This window comes from Treponema sp. OMZ 799 (genome assembly GCF_024181365.1).
Lineage (GTDB): Bacteria > Spirochaetota > Spirochaetia > Treponematales > Treponemataceae > Treponema_B.
In genome coordinates, this window is sequence record NZ_CP051301.1 from 1399317 (window position 1) to 1416260 (window position 16944).

Genomic DNA, 16944 nt, shown 5'->3' on the forward strand with positions numbered 1-16944 from the left:
ATATGGTAGATCTTTTTGATAAATATACCAACGCTATCTCAGAAACCGATCCGATAAAATTTACAGGACACGTTGTCCGCGTTCACGATAAGTTGATTGAAAGCGAAGGCCCTGTGGCTTCCGTAGGGGAGCTTTGCCAGATTATTACCGATGATAATCCTGAGGGATTAAAGGCTGAGGTTGTGGGCTTAAACGGAACTATAGTTCAGCTGATGAGCTATACCGATGTTCAAGGCGTAAAAATAGGTGATCTTGTTATTGCAAGCGGCGAAATCCTATCAGTACCTGTGGGCGATGTTTTGCTGGGCCGTGTCGTTGATGCCTTATGCAAGTCGGCTGACGGTAAACCTGAGCCTTATTCCGCTAAAAGATATCCTGTTGTAGCCCCTCCTCCCGATGCTATGACCCGCAAGCCCATAAGGCAAAGAATTGTTACAGGTATCCGAGCTATCGATGGTCTTTTGGCCGTGGGGCGAGGACAGCGTTTGGGTATTTTTGCCGGAACCGGAATAGGAAAATCTACCTTGCTCGGAATGATAGCCCGAAACACAAATGCCGATGTAAATGTTATTGCTCTTATAGGAGAGCGGGGCAGGGAAGTTTTAGATTTTATCGAGCATGATCTGGGACCTGAAGGTTTAAAACATTCGGTAATTGTAAGTGCAACTTCGGATCAAAGTGCTCTCGCAAGAATAAGAGGCGCATATACCGCTACGGCAATTGCAGAATATTTCCGCGATCAAGGAAAGGATGTTATGCTTCTTTTTGATTCGGTAACACGGTTTGCTATGGCTCAACGTGAAATAGGGCTTGCCATAGGTGAACCTCCTGCAACACGAGGATATACTCCCAGTGTTTTTAGTTCGCTTCCTAAACTGCTTGAAAGAAGCGGTACTTCCGGAAAAGGTTCCATTACAGGGTTTTATACCGTTTTGGTAGAAGGTGACGATATGAATGAACCTATTTCGGATGCCGTGCGAGGTATTTTAGACGGTCATATTGTATTGGATAGAAACCTTGCCGAAAGAGGACAATATCCTGCAGTCAATATTTTAAAAAGTATTTCGCGTTTAGCAAACAGAGTGTCCGGACAAAATACAAAAGCAGCTTCAAAACGTATGCGTACCTTACTGAAAGACTATACCGAATCGGAGGATATGATAAATCTCGGTGCTTATCAAAAAGGAAGCAGCCCGGCAATCGATGATGCTATAGACCACTATCCGCGTATTTACGAGTTTTTAACTCAAGAGGTTGATGATCCTGCAAAACTGAAAGATACCTTACAAAAACTTTCGGATATTACGGGTATAGATATTCCGCCCGAAGAATTTGATGAAGCCGGATTGGGTGTCGGGGCAATAAAAAAATATGCTCAAAGCTCTGAAGCCTCTGCATTGTATAAACCGGATCGAGAGGTTAAGTAATGAAAAGGTTTGAGTTTCGGCTTGAAAAACTTTTAAACTTACGCGAATTTTATGAACATCAGGCAGAGATTGACTTGGCTCATGCTATTGCTCATAAGGACTATATAGATCTCGAGCTAAAACAAATTGCTAAGTTAAAAGCAAAAACAGGAGCCGAATTTAATCCTGAATCCGATAAAATAAATATAACAGATCTTCATAATGCTCAAAATTATACCATCCTTTTGGATAAAAAAAAGGATGAGTTGCTGGAAAAATTAGTTTTCGCAGAACAAATTATTGAAGAAAAAAGAAAGATTTATATTGAGGCTGCATCAAAACGTAAAGTAATTTCAAAACTAAAAGAAAAAAAACGTGCGATATGGGAAAAAGAAAATATAAAAATGGAAGAAAAATATATCGATGATATTATTACTTATAAATCAAGGGCCGGTACATGTTAAGTGTTTTTTTAGAAATAATATATGAAAGACAATTACGTAAAATTAATTTAAAAATTCTTACCGATTTTATTAACCTAATAAAAGAAGAGGCTTTATCAAACGGAGCGGAATTTATACAGGCTCAAGGCGGTTTTTACTTTTTATTTAAAAAAAAATCAATTGCTTATGCCTTTTCTACTGCTCGGTTTTTATATAATGTAAATAAAATATTAGTTTCATATAAAAATAAAATCTCAGAAGTGAGATGTATTACAGATTATTACGAAGAAGAAGTTTCAAATGAGATTTTATTCGAATCCTTATTACTATATAAAAAGCAATTAATACCGGAGATGGGTATGTTTGCTTCAAAGTTTGCTTCCGATAAACTTTCAAAATATATTGATTTTAATGAAATAGATTCTTCCGTTTTATTATGTAATGCATTTAAATTTTTTGAAAATATTAATTTAACTTATAATAAAAATATTGAAAAAAATGCTTCAATAATACTGCATAGAAATGATAATTATTTTTTGGCTCTATATAATTTCATTTTGGCTAATCCTTTAGATAATGATTGTTTAAAAGCTATGAGTAATGAAGATAGAGCTTCTTTTTTAGCTACAAAAAATGTTTATATCTATCTAAAAAAACATAGATTTTCTAAAGATATGCCTCAGTATTTTATTGATGCCTTTTTAACAAATGCTGCAATATACTTGAAAAATTATATAAAAAAACAAAATGGCGGAAAACACGTAAAAGTTCTAATAGATAATATAAACGATAAAAAAAATTTGGAAGAAGCAGAAAAAATATATGCAGTTAATAAATATATAAAAATAGAAGCTTTAGATTCTTCCCTGCCTTCAATATATAATATTCCTGATGATTTGTTACAGTTGATATATATTATTCTTTCTTCAGGTAAATATTTTTTTTATGATGAAATTACCGATTTTTTACTTTCATTGAATAAAAGTAAGAATTTTTTTGATGATATTTATGCTTGGATGTATTCAATAGGAATTATTTTGGTTGAAAATAATATCTACGCCGTTCCTTATGGTTTGCCTGAAATTATTGAAAGACGTATTAATCCCGGCAAAAATATGGCTGATTCGAATATAACGGAATATTTATGGGCTAAATATAAAAAAGGAATTCTAAATGCAAATTCTGAGGCTGAAAAAATATTTGATTCTTTAAATTTTAAATGTAAACCCGATTTTTTACTTGCATCAATATTCCATAATTATTCGGATTCTTCAATTGAAGGTTTAGATTTAAAGAAATATAAAAACGAAAGTTTTTATGATGCATTAAGGTATTATCAAAATTCGATTATTGCAAATATAGATGACAGTACAGCAAAGTCTTATGCATATTTAAAAACTGCAATCGGTTTTTTTCAAGAAAATAAATTGGAGTCGGGGGAGTATAGAGCTTTTTCGTTGCTGGCTTTTTTTAATTTAACGGAAAATAAAATATCCGATGCTATTACTTATTTTTCTTATGCTCTTGATAATGCTGAACATTCTCATGATACGTCTTTTATCTGTGATGCATTATTTAATATTAGTGTTGTTTATTTTTTACAAAACAACTTAAAACAATCTATAACTTTTTTAGATCGTTTAGCCGCTTCTGTTGATGAATATTTTGAACAAGATTGGAAAATTCCATATCTTTTTATGAAAGGGCGAGTCTATTTACAAATAGGAGAATTTAATAAGGCAGCAGAAAATTTTAAGACAGCGTCTGATTTTGCAAATTTATATTTTGATAAATTAGAGCCCTTATGTAAATCTTGGTATGCCCGTTCTTTAATTTATATGGGGCAAATAAAAAACGGACAAGAGCTTTTACTAAAATATATAGATTATACCGATGACGCTTTATTGTTTTTACTCGAATCATTTTTATTTTATCCTGTTTTAAAAAATGATTTTGAAAAATTGGATTTGGATATATCTTCGATTTATAGTGAGTACAATAATTCCGGACTTATGGAATTTAAAAATTTAACATCAGGTTTTAGTATTACTGAAGATTTGATTTGGTCCAATATATATAACAAATCTATCGGTAAGAAGATGTTTGATGCCTTTTATAATTACTATAATTGTAAAATTAACTTTTCAAAAATGTATGATATTGAAGAATGTAAAGTTTTTTTATCGGATTTGGAAACATCGGCTGTTGAATCCTTATATCAGAATGATCCTTATTCATCTTTATATATGTATCTATGCTATGATTTATCCGTTAAGTTATACGGAGAAAGTTCTTCACAAACCATTGCTTATCTAAGCAAGGCTTTTAAATCGATGCAAAAAAACGTATTGGCTATAGGTGAAAACGATATACGCGATAAGTATATGCAAAATAATTTATGGAACTCCAGACTTTTTAAGATTGCAAAAAGTCAAAAACTTATTTAATCTTGGGATATTTATGAAACGCTATTTTTTTGCTTTCTTTTGTTGTTTTTTTGTTTATTCTTTTCTTTTTGGCGATGATTCAGATATTCGATCTTATATTTCAAAAATGACTAGTGAAGAAAAAGCTTCTCAGGTTTTAATGATGAGTATTGAGGGGGAAAAAAAATTTCCTCCTTATTTAAGTTCCTATTTTGACTCTTATACGCCGGGAGCTTTTATTTTATTCGGATATAATTTTTCGGATACGCCTCAAGCTTGTGCTTATTATATAAAATCGGTAAAGCAGTCTGTACAAAATTTGTCCAAATCAAAAACGTTTATACCACCTTTTTTTGCATCCGATTTTGAAGGCGGACGTGTTTATCGAATACGAAAAATTGGATCACCTCTCCCTTCACCTAAAAAAATAGCGAAAACATTAACGGAAGAAGAAGCCCTAGCCCTATACACGCATACGGCAGAGCAAATCAATTTATTGGGTATACATTTAAATTTAGCTCCTATTGTTGAAAAAGAAAGATCACAAGGTTCCGGTTTTTTGGATGACCGCATTTTTTCTAATGATGAAGATGTTTTAGTAAGATATGCTAAAGCTTTTATTTCCGGGATGAAAAAGGGCGGGATGCTTTCTACAGTTAAGCATTTTCCCGGAAATGCGGAAACAGATCCGCATCTTTCAAAAAGTATTATTGATGTTGATCAAGATATTTTTTATAGGGATTTTATTAATCCTTTTCGCCGAATTATTTATGGCAGTGATGAAGTTGTTTTAATTTCTCATGCTGAAGTTTCATTTATAGAGAAAAAGCCTTTTTGTTTTTCAAAAATCGGAATAGAAAAATTTTTACGTAATGAATTAAATTTTAAGGGCTTAATTATTACCGATGATATGGCTATGAAGACCCTTAAAACGGATGGGCGATCTACAGAGGATAATGTGCTTTTAGCTTTAGCAGCAGGCTGTGATATGGTAATGTGTTCCGAACCTAAGTTTAAAGAACTCGTAGAGGTAATTTCAAAAAAAATGAAAGCAGAATCCGATTTTTTAAAAAGAATAGATGATGCGGTATTTAATATTTTAAAAACAAAAATAAAAATGGGTATTATTGACGAAACATGTAGGCCTATCGAAAAATATAAATTTAATAAAGAAAAATTTTATAAAGCAAAAAAAGATGCGGAGAATATTTTAAAAAACTCAAAGCAGTCTAAATAATAATTTTTTCGACGAAGATGTTTTTTAAAATCATTGTGGAGCATGAGACTTTATTTTCATCTATTATTATTTCGGCCAAACCGCTTTCTTCATTTTTATTTTGAAGTATGATCTTAGAATTTAATTTTAGATTTATTTTTTTATAATATTCAAATTGAGCTTCCGAACCTGTAAGCCTCGCTATTGAGTATTCTATTCCGCAAGCTGCTTTATTTAAATTTAAGTCTATAGATGTATATTCTTTTTGATTTTTTTTAGGTATCACCGCCCCATGCGGATCTCTTTTAGGCTTTCCCAAGTATTTGTCTATTTTATCTATTAAGATATCAGAGGCTGCATGTTCTAAATTTTCCGCTTCGTTATGAACATCCTTCCAATCCATTTTGAGAGTTTGAAATAAAAAGGTTTCGATTAGCCTGTGACGTCTTAAAATATTAAGGCCGTATTTTTTGCCTTTTTCGGTAAGGCTGCATCCTATCCGATTTTGATATTCTATGTATCCTTCTTTTTCAAGCTTTTTTGCCATCGAGGTTACCGTACCGGGTGTAACATGTAATAGTTTTGCGAGCTCACCGGTAGTAATTATATCTTTATCGCTTTCCGATAAAAATTTGACAATAGATTTTAAATAATTTTCGGTTGCAATTTGCGAGATTTGCACTCTTCCTCCTAAAAATTTATTCAACTTAAATATTTGTTATCGATTTTTCTGCTTCGTCCCTTCCTAATGGAGACAAAAGAAGTAAACCGTTTTCTTTTTTTATATATCCCAGCCGTTTTGCCGCTAGTACTACTGTATGGGCTTTTTTTTCTGTCCAGTTAATATGCTCGCATAAATGTTTTTCCCGGCATTCGCTGTCCATATTTTCTTCACCTTGATGATGCAAAAGATGCACAATGAGCATCTTGACGGCAAAATCTATTTTTAGATTTTTTTGTTCGGCCCTTCGTTTTACCAATCCGTCCTTTGGAGAGAATAGGTAAGCAAGTAAAAAAAACAGCCCTGTCATCGCTGCCATTGAACCCGATATGCTTCCGTCGATTTTTACTGCAAGGTAGAAGCCGCTTATTGAAGCCGCCGAAGCAATAAAAATTGAAATTGCTATCATATAAAAAAGACTGTTTGTCAATAAGAGGGCTGCTGCAGCCGGAGCTATCATCAAGGCTGTAACTAAAACGGCTCCGACAGAATCAAAGGCTCCGACGCAGGTAAGGCTCACTGCAAACATTAATCCGTAATGCATAATTGCAGGCGAAAAGCCTATTGATTTTGCCAAGTTAGGATCAAAGGTTGTCAGCTTTAATTCTTTAAAAAACATTATGATAAAAAGTAAATCGAATAAAAGAATTCCGCTCATTTGAACCAAGCTTTTGGGAAGAGAAAAATTAAAAAAATTTATTCGGTCAAAGGGTGCAAAGGCTAATTCTCCCAATAAGACGGAATCGGTATCCAAATGAACATTTCCTGCATAGAGTGAAACCAAGATAACTCCAAGGCTGAATAAAAACGGAAAAACAAGACCTATGGCTGCATCGCTTTTTATAAGCTTTGTTTTTTGTAAGGCTTCTGTAAATATAACCGAGGCCATTCCGGCTATAACGGCACCTGTCAAGGGTATGCTTGAAGATAAGGTTTTGCTTATAAAAAAACCTAGTACGATTCCTATTATGATTGAGTGGCTTATTGCATCGCTCATCAAAGACATTCTTCTTAAAACTAAAAATACTCCGCAGAGAGCACATGAAGCGGAGACAATAATTGCAATTAATATTATTTCCATATTCATATATTTAATTCCCTATGTTTTTAAGTATTTTATTTTTAATATAAAGTTTTTTTATCCTTGCCTGAATAATTCCTCTATGAGGACTAAATAGGATTGAAATAAGTGTAAAGGCCGTTAAAAAGCAAACTATTACAGGGCCTGTAGGCATTTTTAAAACTTGAGAAGAAATTACCGCTCCGCCCATTCCGGATGCGGCTCCAAAAAAGGCAGATAGGATGCACATTATGCTTAATCTATCCGTCCATTGTCTTGCCGCAGCAGCCGGTGCAAGTAAAAGAGCACTCATCAAAATTACTCCGACAGATTGTATTCCTATAACTATTGTAATTACGATTAAAACCGTCAAAATTAATTCCGTTATTTTAGGTGAAAAACCTATTGATTGAGAAAATCCCGGATCAAATGTAGATAGTTTTAATTCTTTCCATAAAAGTGCAATAATTATAAGGATAAATGCTTCGACTATAAAAATTATAATCACATCTTGTTGTGTGATAGTTGCCGCCTGTCCGAAGATAAATTTGTCAAGACCGCTTTTCCCGGCTCCCGGCAGTTTTTGGACGTAGGTTAAAAGCAAAAAGCCTAAGCCTAAAAAAACACCCAATACAATCCCTTGAGCCGCATCCGTGTCAACCTTTGAGTTATTTACAATGTTGTTTATAAAAAATGTTCCTATTAGTCCCGTAATACCTGCACCTAGTAAAAGAGGCAGAGTCATTTTAGAGCCTGTAAGTAAAAATGCTATTACTACTCCGGGGAGAGCTGCGTGTGCAATTGCATCTCCGAGTAAACTTTGTTTACGTAAGACGGCAAAGCTGCCTACCACACCCGATCCGATTCCTAAAAGCATCGTTCCTAAAAAAACATTTCTCAAAGTATAGTCGGCAAAAAAATTTATTATCTCATTCATTTTTTTTCAGAATTGTAGGCGATTCTGCCTCCATAGGTTTTGCGCAAGTTTTCTTCGGTAAAAACTTCTTCAACGCTTCCCTCGGCTATTAATCTTACATTCAATAAGAGAACCCTATCAAAGTAATCCTTTACTGTCTGAAGATCGTGATGAACAACCAAAAGAGTCTTTCCGTTTGCTTTTAGTTCTTTTAAAAGTTTTACAATAGCCTGTTCGGTCGCTGCATCGACTCCTTGAAAGGGTTCATCCATAAAATAAAGATCCGCATTTTGAACAAGAGCCCTTGCCAAAAAAACTCTTTGCTGTTGGCCGCCTGAAAGCTCGCTTATCTGGCGTTTTGCGAACTCTGCCATGCCTACCTTTTCCAAGGCTGATAGGGCTTCTTTTTTTTCTTTTTGCCCGGGTCGTTTTATCCATCCTAAATTCCCGTATGAACCCATTAAAACAACATCAAAGACGGTTGTAGGGAAATCCCAATCGACCGAACTTCTTTGCGGTACATAGGCTATTCTTTTCCTTTGAGATTTATATGATTTTCCGAATATTTTTATTTCGCCTGATGCTATAGGAAGAATACCCATCATTGCTTTAAGCAGGGTCGATTTTCCGGCACCGTTTGGGCCGACTACGGCTTCCATTGCTCCTTGCGGGACACATACGTCTATGTCCCAGAGTACAGGCTTTTCGCGGTAAGCCAAGGTTAGGTCTTCAACGCAAAAAGCCGGAATTAAATTTTCTTGTGAATGTTCGGCACAGCAATTGTTCATAAAATCATCCTTAATTAGAATAAACCTTTTATTTTTTTAAGGCATCTATTATCGTGTTTATATTGTGGGTCAGCATTCCTATATATGTTCCTTCAAAGCTGCCCTCATCTCCCATTGCATCCGAAAAAAGTTCTCCGCCTATTTCAACATGATAGCCTCTGGACTTTACAGCCTGCTGCAAGGCTTTTACGTTTTTTTCGGGCACCGAGCTTTCAACGAAGATGGCCGGAAGTTTTCTTTTTGTAATAAAGTCTGCAAGCTCCTGCACGTCTTTTGCTCCTGCCTCGCTTACTGTGCTGATGCCTTGTAAGCCTCTGACTTCAAAACCGTAGGCCTTGCTGAAATAGTTGAAGGCATCATGGGCGGTAACAATAACTCTCTTTTCCTGCGGAATCTCCGAAGCTCTTTTTTTGATAAATTCGTCAAGTTCATCAAGTTTTAAAATATAGGCTTCATAGTTCTTCTTGAAAGCCTCTTTTTTTTGCGGAGTAAATTCTGCCAATGTTTTATATACGGATTCCGTTGCATATTTCCATAGCTTGACATCAAACCAAACATGGGGATCGAATTCGGATTCCTCGAAGGGTAATAGATGCTCCTTGGGGATACTTTCGGCAACTGCTACAGTTTTGCGGGTAGAAGATATTTTTTGCAAAACCTCTCCCATCTTTGCTTCAAGATGAAGCCCGTTATAAAAAATGATATCGGCTTTTTGAAGCTTCTCCATATCTCCTGCACTTGCCCTGTAAAGGTGGGGATCGACCCCTGCTCCCATTAAGGCTTGTACATTTACCTCATCTCCGCCGATAACCTTTGCTATATCGGCAACCATACCTATTGTGGCTGTAACTTTTATCTTACCTGAATCCTTAGTTTCGCTTGTTTTCTCTGTTTTAGAACATGAGAAAAATACCAAACTTAATAATATAGTAAGCACTGCTAAACTTGATCTTATTAATTTTCTTTTTGTCATTTAAAATCCTCTGTTTTGATGTATCAAAATTATAATTATAATATATCAAAAACTAAAAAAAAGGTCAAGTGAATCCATTGACAAGGCTTCATAAAAAAAGCAAAATAAGATTTATGAAACTTTCTATTTATTCTTTATCTTTTATGAAAAAAAATTTGTTGATATTTTGCTTTTTTGTTTACGCTATTTCGGCTTTTGCCGATTTTGTTTTAGATCTTAATCTTCAGCCTTATAAAAATGCGGAATTTTTTGCCGATGGACATAAGGTTGAACCTAAGCTTATATCATCCGATAAGACCTTAGGATTTTTGAAGTTTAATTTAAAAGATACGCCGGCTTCCCTTGTTATAAAAAAAGAAGGCTTCCGTACCCATACTTTTGATTTGACTTTAATTCAAAATAAAAAAGCCTTTGTAGTTCTCTCTCCGGAAGATTCAAAATACGATGTAGTTAAGGTTTTTCCTACAGGAAAAAAGCCTAAGAGCGTAACCTTTGTAAACAATAATACCGTTGCAGCAGCCCTTCTTGACGGATCGGGCATCGATATTATAAATATTGAAACCGGAAATACAAAACGAATTTCGCCCCCAAAAGAATACGCAGAAAAATTCGGTTTTGTGGAATCCTTGGTTTTAAAACATAAAAACGAATTATGGGTTAGTCAAATGCCGACGGCTTCAATTCATGTTTTTGATCTTACATCTTTTGAATATAAAAGGACTATAAAGACTTCAGGCACTTGGAGTAAGGTAATGGCCTATAATGCCGCTATTGATCGGGTCTATTTGAGTAACTGGACTTCGCAGGATATAAGCATCATCGATCCTTCTACTTATAAAGAAGAAAAAAAGATAAAAACTAAGGCAGTACCGAGAGGCATGGCTTTTTCTCAAGACGGGAAATTTATCTACTGTGCCCAATTTGAAGACTCGGCCGGCAATTCCCAATGCAAACTTATAAAAAAATCTTTGGCCGATTATAAAACCGTTTACGAGGGCGGGGTAAAGGGAGCAAAGCGGCATATCGTTACAGATTATGAACGTAAGCTCATCTATGTTTCGGATATGAAAAACGATATTGTTGAAGTTTATTCTACGGATAAGGATGAACTTGTTGCAACTATCAAGGTGTTTTTTAATCCCAACACAATTCAGCTTTCACCCGATAAAAAAATCCTCTATGTTTCATGCAGAGGGCCGAATAATCCCGATAAGGGCTATTTGTACAAGGGGTATGTCTTCGGCCGTCTCGATATAATCGACACAAAGACCCTCACCCGTATCGAAAGCATTGAAGCCGGAAATCAGCCTACAGGTTTGGATGTTTCCCCCGACGGGGAAAAAATAGTCCTATCCGATTTTTTGGATAATCGAATAAAGGTTTATGAATTAAGGTCTTCACTACTTGAATAAGAAGTTTTTTTTAGTTTAGAATAGGATAACAAGGAGCCCTTATGGAATACAGAAATGCTAATATTGATGACATTAAAATGGTTGCTGAACTTCAAAAAAGATATCATGTGTCTACCGTGAGTGAAGAAGATAAAAAAGACGGTTTTGTAACTACCGAATTTACCTATGATCAGTTTAAGGCTATTATCGAAAAAGAAAACGGATTGACCATAGCCTGCGACAATGGAAAGGTTGTGGCCTATGCTATGGCCGCTTCTTGGGATTTTTGGTCAGCCTGGCCTATGTTCCAATTTATGATTAAGGATCTTCCTAATGTAAGCTATCTTGGCAAGCAGCTGACAACGGAAAACTCTTTTCAATACGGGCCTGTTTGTATTGACAAGGCTTATCGCGGAAAGAATGTAGTGCGCAATTTATTTGAAACCTCTCGCCGAGAGATGAGTAAACGCTTTCCGATTTTAATTACGTTTATAAACGAAGCAAATCCCCGTTCCTTTGCAGCCCATACAAAAAAGGTCGGCTTTGAAGTTATAAAAAAATTCGATTATAATAATAATCATTATTATGAACTGGGTTACGATATGTCCAAGCCTGTAGAAGGAGCTGATGTTTAGTTTTGATAGAAAAACGGAATACCAAGATTTTCTCGCTCTTTTAAAAAAATCGGATTCTTTAAACGGTTTAAATTTATCCGGTTTGGAATTTGAAGATTTAGATCTTTCAAAAAAATCCTTTACAGGATGCTTATTTTCAAACAGCAAATTTAAAAACTGTAATTTCACTAATCTGCATCTTAGAATGTGTTTTTTTGATTTTTGTGAAATAAACTCTTGTAATTTTCAAGGTTCCGATATTCAGTTTTCCTCCTTTGGCGGAGCAAAGATTATCCGTACGGATTTTAAAAATTCCGAGCTTTTACAAAATAATTTTAACGGAATCAATGCTGAAGAAGTTTCTTTTAATGATTCTGATCTTTACAGCTCGCGTTTTATGTTTTCGTTTTTAAAGAATGTTTATTTTCAAAACTGCAACTTAAAAAAGACCTTATTTTTACATGCGGAAGAAGACGGGGTTTCTTATAAGTCATCCAATACCCGTGAGGCTGTTTTTACTGAAGGAGATGAATTTGTATGAAAGTTTATCTTCATTTTTCGCCCCAACTTTTTGCAAATACCTATCTTATCGGAAATGAAATCACAAAGGATGCCGTTATCATCGATCCTGCAAAGATAACGGAAAAGATGATTCATCAAATCGAACAAAACGGCTTTAATTTAAAAGCCGTTTTATTGACGCACAATCTTGAAAGCCCTTATGAAACAGGGCTTAATACCATTTTAAAAATTTACAGCCCAAAGGTTTACGCCGGAAGCTGTTTTTCTGAAAATGTAACAATAAATACATTGAGAGGTGACGGGATTATAGATGTAGCCGGTTATCCTGTAAGATATTTTGCAATTCCGGCACACTCATCATATTCTTACATGTTTCAAATTGAGAATATTGTATTTACCGGAACATCCTTATCTGCAGGAATGATCGGCGAAACTTCTAATACATATGCAGAGCGGACTCTGCGCAATATTTTAAAAACAAAACTCATGGGTTTGGAAGATAATCTTATTATTATGCCTTTTTACGGCCCTCCCTCCTCTGTAGGGGCAGAGCGTAAATTCAATCTTTCGTTTTTTCAAGATTTTGAAAATAAATCTTTTTAAGTATGAAGGAAACTTGTCTTTTTTTACCCGATAATTTGATGACGGTCCTCTATGAGGAGCAAAAGTTGATTCAAAGCCTTTTGGATTTTCCATTCCGTAAGACAATTCCTTTTTTTAAAACAAAAGAAAAATTTGATAGCCTTACAATCTATCCTCCTATTCTACATAATTCTTTAATTGTGAGGCCTTGTAATTCTATCGATTCTTTTGAACTTAACGGCGGTTTTGTTTTAGGGAATGCAAGAGACAAAGCTGAAAGTATTATTTTAAAACTTGAAAGCTTAAAACCAAAAACAAAACTATCTGTTTTTTCCGAGATAAGCTGCCGCAGCTGGTATTATGCAGATGTCGAATTTCATGAAGAAAAAAGCGGCCTATGCACTTGGAGCATTAAAAATAAGCTCTGGCAAAAAGCCGCTAAATAATTACGTGCTTATTGTTTAATAAGAGATTTTTACGCCAATGTTAAAGTAGTGATTAAACTCTTTCCCTTTGGCTTTTTCTCTCCAAGCTTCTAGTTGGTTATTAGCCTCATTGATGGTTTTGTTTATTATTTGTTCCTCATCTAAACCTGAAAAATCAACTTTTGTATTATAAATATGACTATTCACTCCGGGATTTATATTTGCTTCAAAGGTATAGCCTAGCTTAACCTGTATTAAACCTCCCGATTTTAAGATTGGGAGGTTAACTACACCCTCTAATCCAAGCTGATTGACATATTGAATTGTCTGCTGGGTTAGGAAGGGGGTAGAATAAAGAAAAGCATGTTTCTTAGCTTTTGTTTCTGCCCCTTCTCCCGTGGTTACAGCTGAATGATTGAATACTGAGCCGTCAGTTGAGTATGTACCATATTGAAGATATTCTTTTAATATAATTGGGTCATATACGCTTTCAGTAACATTGCCATGACGTATAAAAGTGTTTGCTATATTTATTGAAAAACCATCCAGAGGTTTGAATTGAGCTTTTACTAGTATACGATCAGAATTTGGTTGTAAGTTACTTCCGATAGGGCTGCCATTATGTGTATAATTTTGATTATTTGGCTTCGTAAAATCACCATTGTCAAAATGGGTATAGCAATAGGGGGTAACAAAGGTATAACTTGCATCGACAAGCGTGAACCAATGCGTTTTAGGCATTGTATAAGAAATTCCGAATTGACCGGAAATCCTCCATTTTGCATCTTTTTTAAATTTGACTATTTCATTGAACCCTATATCATCAGAATATAATGCTCCATCAATTCTTAGGCCCTGAATAGGTTTAATTGTAAACATGCCTCCGATTAAGCTATTATCAGGAAATCCGTATAAACCTTGACTTATAAAATATGCAGAAAAAGGTATAAGATATATCGGTTCAAGCCTTCCTCCATATATGACTGAATCAACAATACCAATTGATAACCAAGGCAGAGGTCTAAAATTTAATGAATGAAGTGCTAGAAATTTATTGGGGTATGTATAGCCGTCTCTCAAATCATTTTTTGCAGTAAGAGTAAGAAGACTTTGGGTGTATGTCCATCTTTCTTGATTAGCTACAAAATTAAATTGTCCTTGATGCAGAGCTTGTGATCCTATAAAAATATTGGAATTATCGAAAGGGCCGAAGTCTGTTCTTGCAACAGCTGCACTGAAGTAGTAGTTATGGGTTCCTACAGCAGCACCTGTGTTAAAAACAGGCAACAGAAAGAATTTTCCTATAAATACACCATCTTCTGATATATCATGTTTTGAGTATTGAAAAGCAGGCTGAGGTGATTCAGATGGTATTTTATTTGTTAAAAAGACATTAACATTTCCTGAGATTGTTACATATTTGAAAATCTCTGCATTAATATCCATAAACGGAGACAATACAAATTCTTGATCTTTTTTCGGAATCCGTATATTCAACTCTGTTCTGCCGCCAAAATGGATTTTTCTGTTAAAAAAACGATTATAGTGATCTTGTGCCGTTTTCTTTTGTTGTGTATCACCTTTTTCAATGACAATGTTTAAAATTCGTTTTATTTCTTGTAACGGATACGGTCTTAGCTGAGGAGTGTCATTAAGTAATCCTATATTTTCCCATATCCTTATGTCTTCATATAAGGGATCAAAGATGTCCACTGCAGCTTGAGAAAAAGCACAAAGCCCCATAACGATAAAAACAGCGATAAAAATTTTATTTTTCATAATTTATTCCCTTAATTCTTAAAATAGATTATCTAATCAGCGGATAGAATATATGATACCGCATAAAAAGTCAACAGAATGTCCGTTTATTTTTCCGTGTGCTATGGTCCATGACAGTCCTCCATTGATATGAAGATTTTTTAAAAGACTGTACTCTCCCGTTAATTGTAAGGTGTGAAAATATGTAGGGTTTCCTGAAGGCGTTTTATACTTAGCCGGAGCAGGATTAGTTTCGGAAGGATAGTATTTTTCCTCCGCTGTGAAAAACTTTTCTTCATTTTCACCCTTGGATACAAACCTATACATAAAATCGGCCTTATATTTATGCGGTAAAATTAAGGATGTTTTTAAAAATGCCGTAATACTGTCAGGTCCGTAAGGGTTTGCAAGCCAATACTCTATTAGCGATTTATCATAGTCGGATGATGCATATACATTTTCTTTTCGGTAGGTGTAAAAGCTTATGTCTTTTGTCATACCTATGTATAACCATGGATCAGCATACATAAACTCTCCCGTAAGTACAAGATAAGCTATAGGCAGGGAGAAGGCATACTCTATTCCGGCTATGCCTCCCATGCTGTTAGGAATATAAGACGCTCCTCCGGCTAGTTCTGATGGGGTTTGAAATTGGTTCATACCGAACTGACCGTAAAGTCTTAAGCCTTTTATAGGTACAATATTTATATCTACTCCTAATTGGCAGCCCATAGAATTGTCATCATGAGGAGGTACATGATTTACGTAAGGTTCTTTCCATGCCGCATAATTATGAAAAATCATCAGAGGATTTAAAAACTTTGGATCAAAGAGAGATGCGAGCATTATCCCTTCATGTACGGTTATTGAAAATTGTTTTACAGGCTTAAAGCTTAGAGCATGTGTTATAAAAAAACGCATTGGTTTTAATTCTGCAATGGTGGTATCCATCTTTATATGTTTTGAAAAAAGAGAAGCTGTTATGTAGTCATGTCTGTCAGGTATGTCCGAAATAAGCATACTTCCGCTTAAGGTTCTTCCTACATTCAGTCTTCCTCTTCCTATGTGTACATTAAAGAAACTATTTCCTACAGATAGCCCCGCTTTTTTTGGAAAATGATAGTCTAAGGCTGTTTGGCTTAGGGGCAGGTTTGTATAAGGATAGGATAAACGGAACCCGCTGAAATTTTTTTCGATTATTAGGTCTGTGTATGAATAAACGTACTTAGAAAAGCCCAGTTCTATAGGAATCGTCAAAGGAGCCGGCATCTTGTTGTATTTTATAAATTTGTCGACTCCCGGTGTTTTATCCGGATTATAAAAGTATTGCCCCTGCAGAGCTAAGATTAGATTTGCATTAAAACTAAAATTGTCATGGGAAAATAGCATATTATTTTTAAAAAGAAGCTTGTTTAGATTTCCGTATAATGCTTCTCCATGCTTAGATAAATGTTCCGGCTCTATTTCTTTGTGGAATAGTGCAATTTCAGCAAAAGAAAGAGGCTTTTTATATGAAAGCATTGCTGAACCGTTTTCAAGCGACATAAGATGTAGATCATCATAATAAGGAGAATCATGATCATAAAGTATTTTGGCGTAAGAATTGATATCTTGACTGTGAAGATTAAACAAATTCAAAAATATGATTAAAGAGTAAAAAAGCGTCCTAAATCGTTTCATGGTTTAAGTATATATTTTAAGCT

General features: G+C 34.9%; 16 protein-coding genes. 9 read left to right on the plus strand and 7 right to left on the minus strand.

Translation table 11 applies throughout. The annotated features are described in order from the left end of the window. Positions 1-2: 2 nt before the first annotated feature. The 4 genes from fliI to E4O04_RS06320 are packed head-to-tail and all read left to right on the plus strand — an operon-like array spanning position 3 to position 5512. Positions 3-1427, plus strand: a complete 1425-nt coding sequence (gene fliI, locus E4O04_RS06305; protein ID WP_253710605.1) for a flagellar protein export ATPase FliI — start codon at positions 3-5, stop codon at positions 1425-1427. Beyond that, positions 1427-1870 (plus strand): flagellar export protein FliJ, encoded by a 444-nt coding sequence (gene fliJ, locus E4O04_RS06310; protein WP_253710607.1) that lies wholly within the window; start codon positions 1427-1429, stop codon positions 1868-1870. The genes fliI and fliJ overlap by 1 nt, the downstream gene beginning before the upstream one ends. Further along, a complete protein-coding gene (locus E4O04_RS06315) occupies positions 1864-4296 on the plus strand; it encodes a tetratricopeptide repeat protein (protein WP_253710610.1) in 2433 nt (810 codons plus the stop codon). The genes fliJ and E4O04_RS06315 overlap by 7 nt, the downstream gene beginning before the upstream one ends. 13 nt (positions 4297-4309) lie before the next feature. Further along, on the plus strand, positions 4310-5512 hold the full coding sequence (locus E4O04_RS06320; RefSeq protein WP_371922267.1) for a glycoside hydrolase family 3 N-terminal domain-containing protein: 1203 nt from the start codon (positions 4310-4312) through the stop codon (positions 5510-5512). Here E4O04_RS06320 and E4O04_RS06325 read toward each other — a convergent pair. From E4O04_RS06325 to E4O04_RS06345, 5 genes are read right to left on the minus strand one after another with little or no spacing between them, the layout of a single operon-like run. Beyond that, the gene (locus tag E4O04_RS06325) at positions 5505-6173 is read right to left on the minus strand and encodes a metal-dependent transcriptional regulator (protein ID WP_253684815.1); all 669 of its coding nucleotides are present in this window, start codon (positions 6171-6173) and stop codon (positions 5505-5507) included. The two genes, E4O04_RS06320 and E4O04_RS06325, sit on opposite strands and share 8 nt — an antisense overlap. Positions 6174-6198: 25 nt before the next feature. Further along, the gene (locus E4O04_RS06330; RefSeq protein WP_253684814.1) at positions 6199-7299 is read right to left on the minus strand and encodes a metal ABC transporter permease; all 1101 of its coding nucleotides are present in this window, start codon (positions 7297-7299) and stop codon (positions 6199-6201) included. 4 nt (positions 7300-7303) lie between these two features. Next, a complete protein-coding gene (troC, locus tag E4O04_RS06335; protein ID WP_253710615.1) occupies positions 7304-8209 on the minus strand; it encodes a transition metal ABC transporter permease subunit TroC in 906 nt (301 codons plus the stop codon). Next, complete coding sequence (locus E4O04_RS06340; RefSeq protein WP_253684812.1) at positions 8206-8976, minus strand: metal ABC transporter ATP-binding protein; 771 nt, start codon at positions 8974-8976, stop codon at positions 8206-8208. The genes troC and E4O04_RS06340 overlap by 4 nt, the downstream gene beginning before the upstream one ends. Positions 8977-9004: 28 nt before the next feature. Beyond that, entirely contained in the window at positions 9005-9949 is a 945-nt protein-coding gene (locus tag E4O04_RS06345; protein ID WP_253710616.1) for a metal ABC transporter solute-binding protein, Zn/Mn family, read from the minus strand. A gap of 143 nt (positions 9950-10092) precedes the next feature. Here E4O04_RS06345 and E4O04_RS06350 point away from each other — a divergent pair, with 143 nt between their 5' ends. The 5 genes from E4O04_RS06350 to E4O04_RS06370 are packed head-to-tail and all read left to right on the plus strand — an operon-like array spanning position 10093 to position 13504. Beyond that, the gene (locus E4O04_RS06350) at positions 10093-11361 is read left to right on the plus strand and encodes a YncE family protein (protein ID WP_253710619.1); all 1269 of its coding nucleotides are present in this window, start codon (positions 10093-10095) and stop codon (positions 11359-11361) included. A gap of 41 nt (positions 11362-11402) precedes the next feature. After that, complete coding sequence (locus E4O04_RS06355; protein WP_253684809.1) at positions 11403-11975, plus strand: GNAT family N-acetyltransferase; 573 nt, start codon at positions 11403-11405, stop codon at positions 11973-11975. Continuing rightward, complete coding sequence (locus E4O04_RS06360; protein WP_253684808.1) at positions 11968-12495, plus strand: pentapeptide repeat-containing protein; 528 nt, start codon at positions 11968-11970, stop codon at positions 12493-12495. Before E4O04_RS06355 ends, E4O04_RS06360 begins: the two co-directional genes overlap by 8 nt. After that, positions 12492-13079, plus strand: coding sequence for an MBL fold metallo-hydrolase (locus E4O04_RS06365; RefSeq protein ID WP_253710621.1), 588 nt, complete (start codon positions 12492-12494; stop codon positions 13077-13079). Before E4O04_RS06360 ends, E4O04_RS06365 begins: the two co-directional genes overlap by 4 nt. Before the next feature lie 2 nt (positions 13080-13081). Beyond that, positions 13082-13504, plus strand: a complete 423-nt coding sequence (locus E4O04_RS06370) for a hypothetical protein (RefSeq protein ID WP_253710622.1) — start codon at positions 13082-13084, stop codon at positions 13502-13504. Between the two features lie 15 nt (positions 13505-13519). Here E4O04_RS06370 and E4O04_RS06375 read toward each other — a convergent pair whose 3' ends face one another. Both E4O04_RS06375 and E4O04_RS06380 read right to left on the minus strand, forming a co-directional pair. Then, positions 13520-15262: a capsule assembly Wzi family protein gene (locus tag E4O04_RS06375; protein WP_253684805.1), complete on the minus strand. Its 1743-nt coding sequence runs from the start codon at positions 15260-15262 to the stop codon at positions 13520-13522. 36 nt (positions 15263-15298) lie between these two features. Continuing rightward, complete coding sequence (locus E4O04_RS06380; protein WP_253684804.1) at positions 15299-16921, minus strand: hypothetical protein; 1623 nt, start codon at positions 16919-16921, stop codon at positions 15299-15301. Positions 16922-16944 lie beyond the last annotated feature (23 nt).

Bases quoted from the DNA above. Each gene is read 5' to 3' on its own strand.
- E4O04_RS06345 (WP_253710616.1), bottom strand. From the start codon at position 9,949: ATGACAAAAAGAAAATTAATAAGATCAAGTTTAGCAGTGCTTACTATA.
- E4O04_RS06350 (WP_253710619.1), top strand. From the start codon at position 10,093: ATGAAAAAAAATTTGTTGATATTTTGCTTTTTTGTTTACGCTATTTCG.
- E4O04_RS06320 (WP_371922267.1), top strand. From the start codon at position 4,310: ATGAAACGCTATTTTTTTGCTTTCTTTTGTTGTTTTTTTGTTTATTCT.
- troC (WP_253710615.1), bottom strand. From the start codon at position 8,209: ATGAATGAGATAATAAATTTTTTTGCCGACTATACTTTGAGAAATGTT.
- E4O04_RS06365 (WP_253710621.1), top strand. From the start codon at position 12,492: ATGAAAGTTTATCTTCATTTTTCGCCCCAACTTTTTGCAAATACCTAT.
- E4O04_RS06370 (WP_253710622.1), top strand. From the start codon at position 13,082: ATGAAGGAAACTTGTCTTTTTTTACCCGATAATTTGATGACGGTCCTC.
- E4O04_RS06375 (WP_253684805.1), bottom strand. From the start codon at position 15,262: ATGAAAAATAAAATTTTTATCGCTGTTTTTATCGTTATGGGGCTTTGT.
- fliJ (WP_253710607.1), top strand. From the start codon at position 1,427: ATGAAAAGGTTTGAGTTTCGGCTTGAAAAACTTTTAAACTTACGCGAA.
- E4O04_RS06315 (WP_253710610.1), top strand. From the start codon at position 1,864: ATGTTAAGTGTTTTTTTAGAAATAATATATGAAAGACAATTACGTAAA.
- E4O04_RS06330 (WP_253684814.1), bottom strand. From the start codon at position 7,299: ATGAATATGGAAATAATATTAATTGCAATTATTGTCTCCGCTTCATGT.
- E4O04_RS06340 (WP_253684812.1), bottom strand. From the start codon at position 8,976: ATGAACAATTGCTGTGCCGAACATTCACAAGAAAATTTAATTCCGGCT.
- fliI (WP_253710605.1), top strand. From the start codon at position 3: ATGGTAGATCTTTTTGATAAATATACCAACGCTATCTCAGAAACCGAT.
- E4O04_RS06380 (WP_253684804.1), bottom strand. From the start codon at position 16,921: ATGAAACGATTTAGGACGCTTTTTTACTCTTTAATCATATTTTTGAAT.
- E4O04_RS06360 (WP_253684808.1), top strand. From the start codon at position 11,968: ATGTTTAGTTTTGATAGAAAAACGGAATACCAAGATTTTCTCGCTCTT.
- E4O04_RS06355 (WP_253684809.1), top strand. From the start codon at position 11,403: ATGGAATACAGAAATGCTAATATTGATGACATTAAAATGGTTGCTGAA.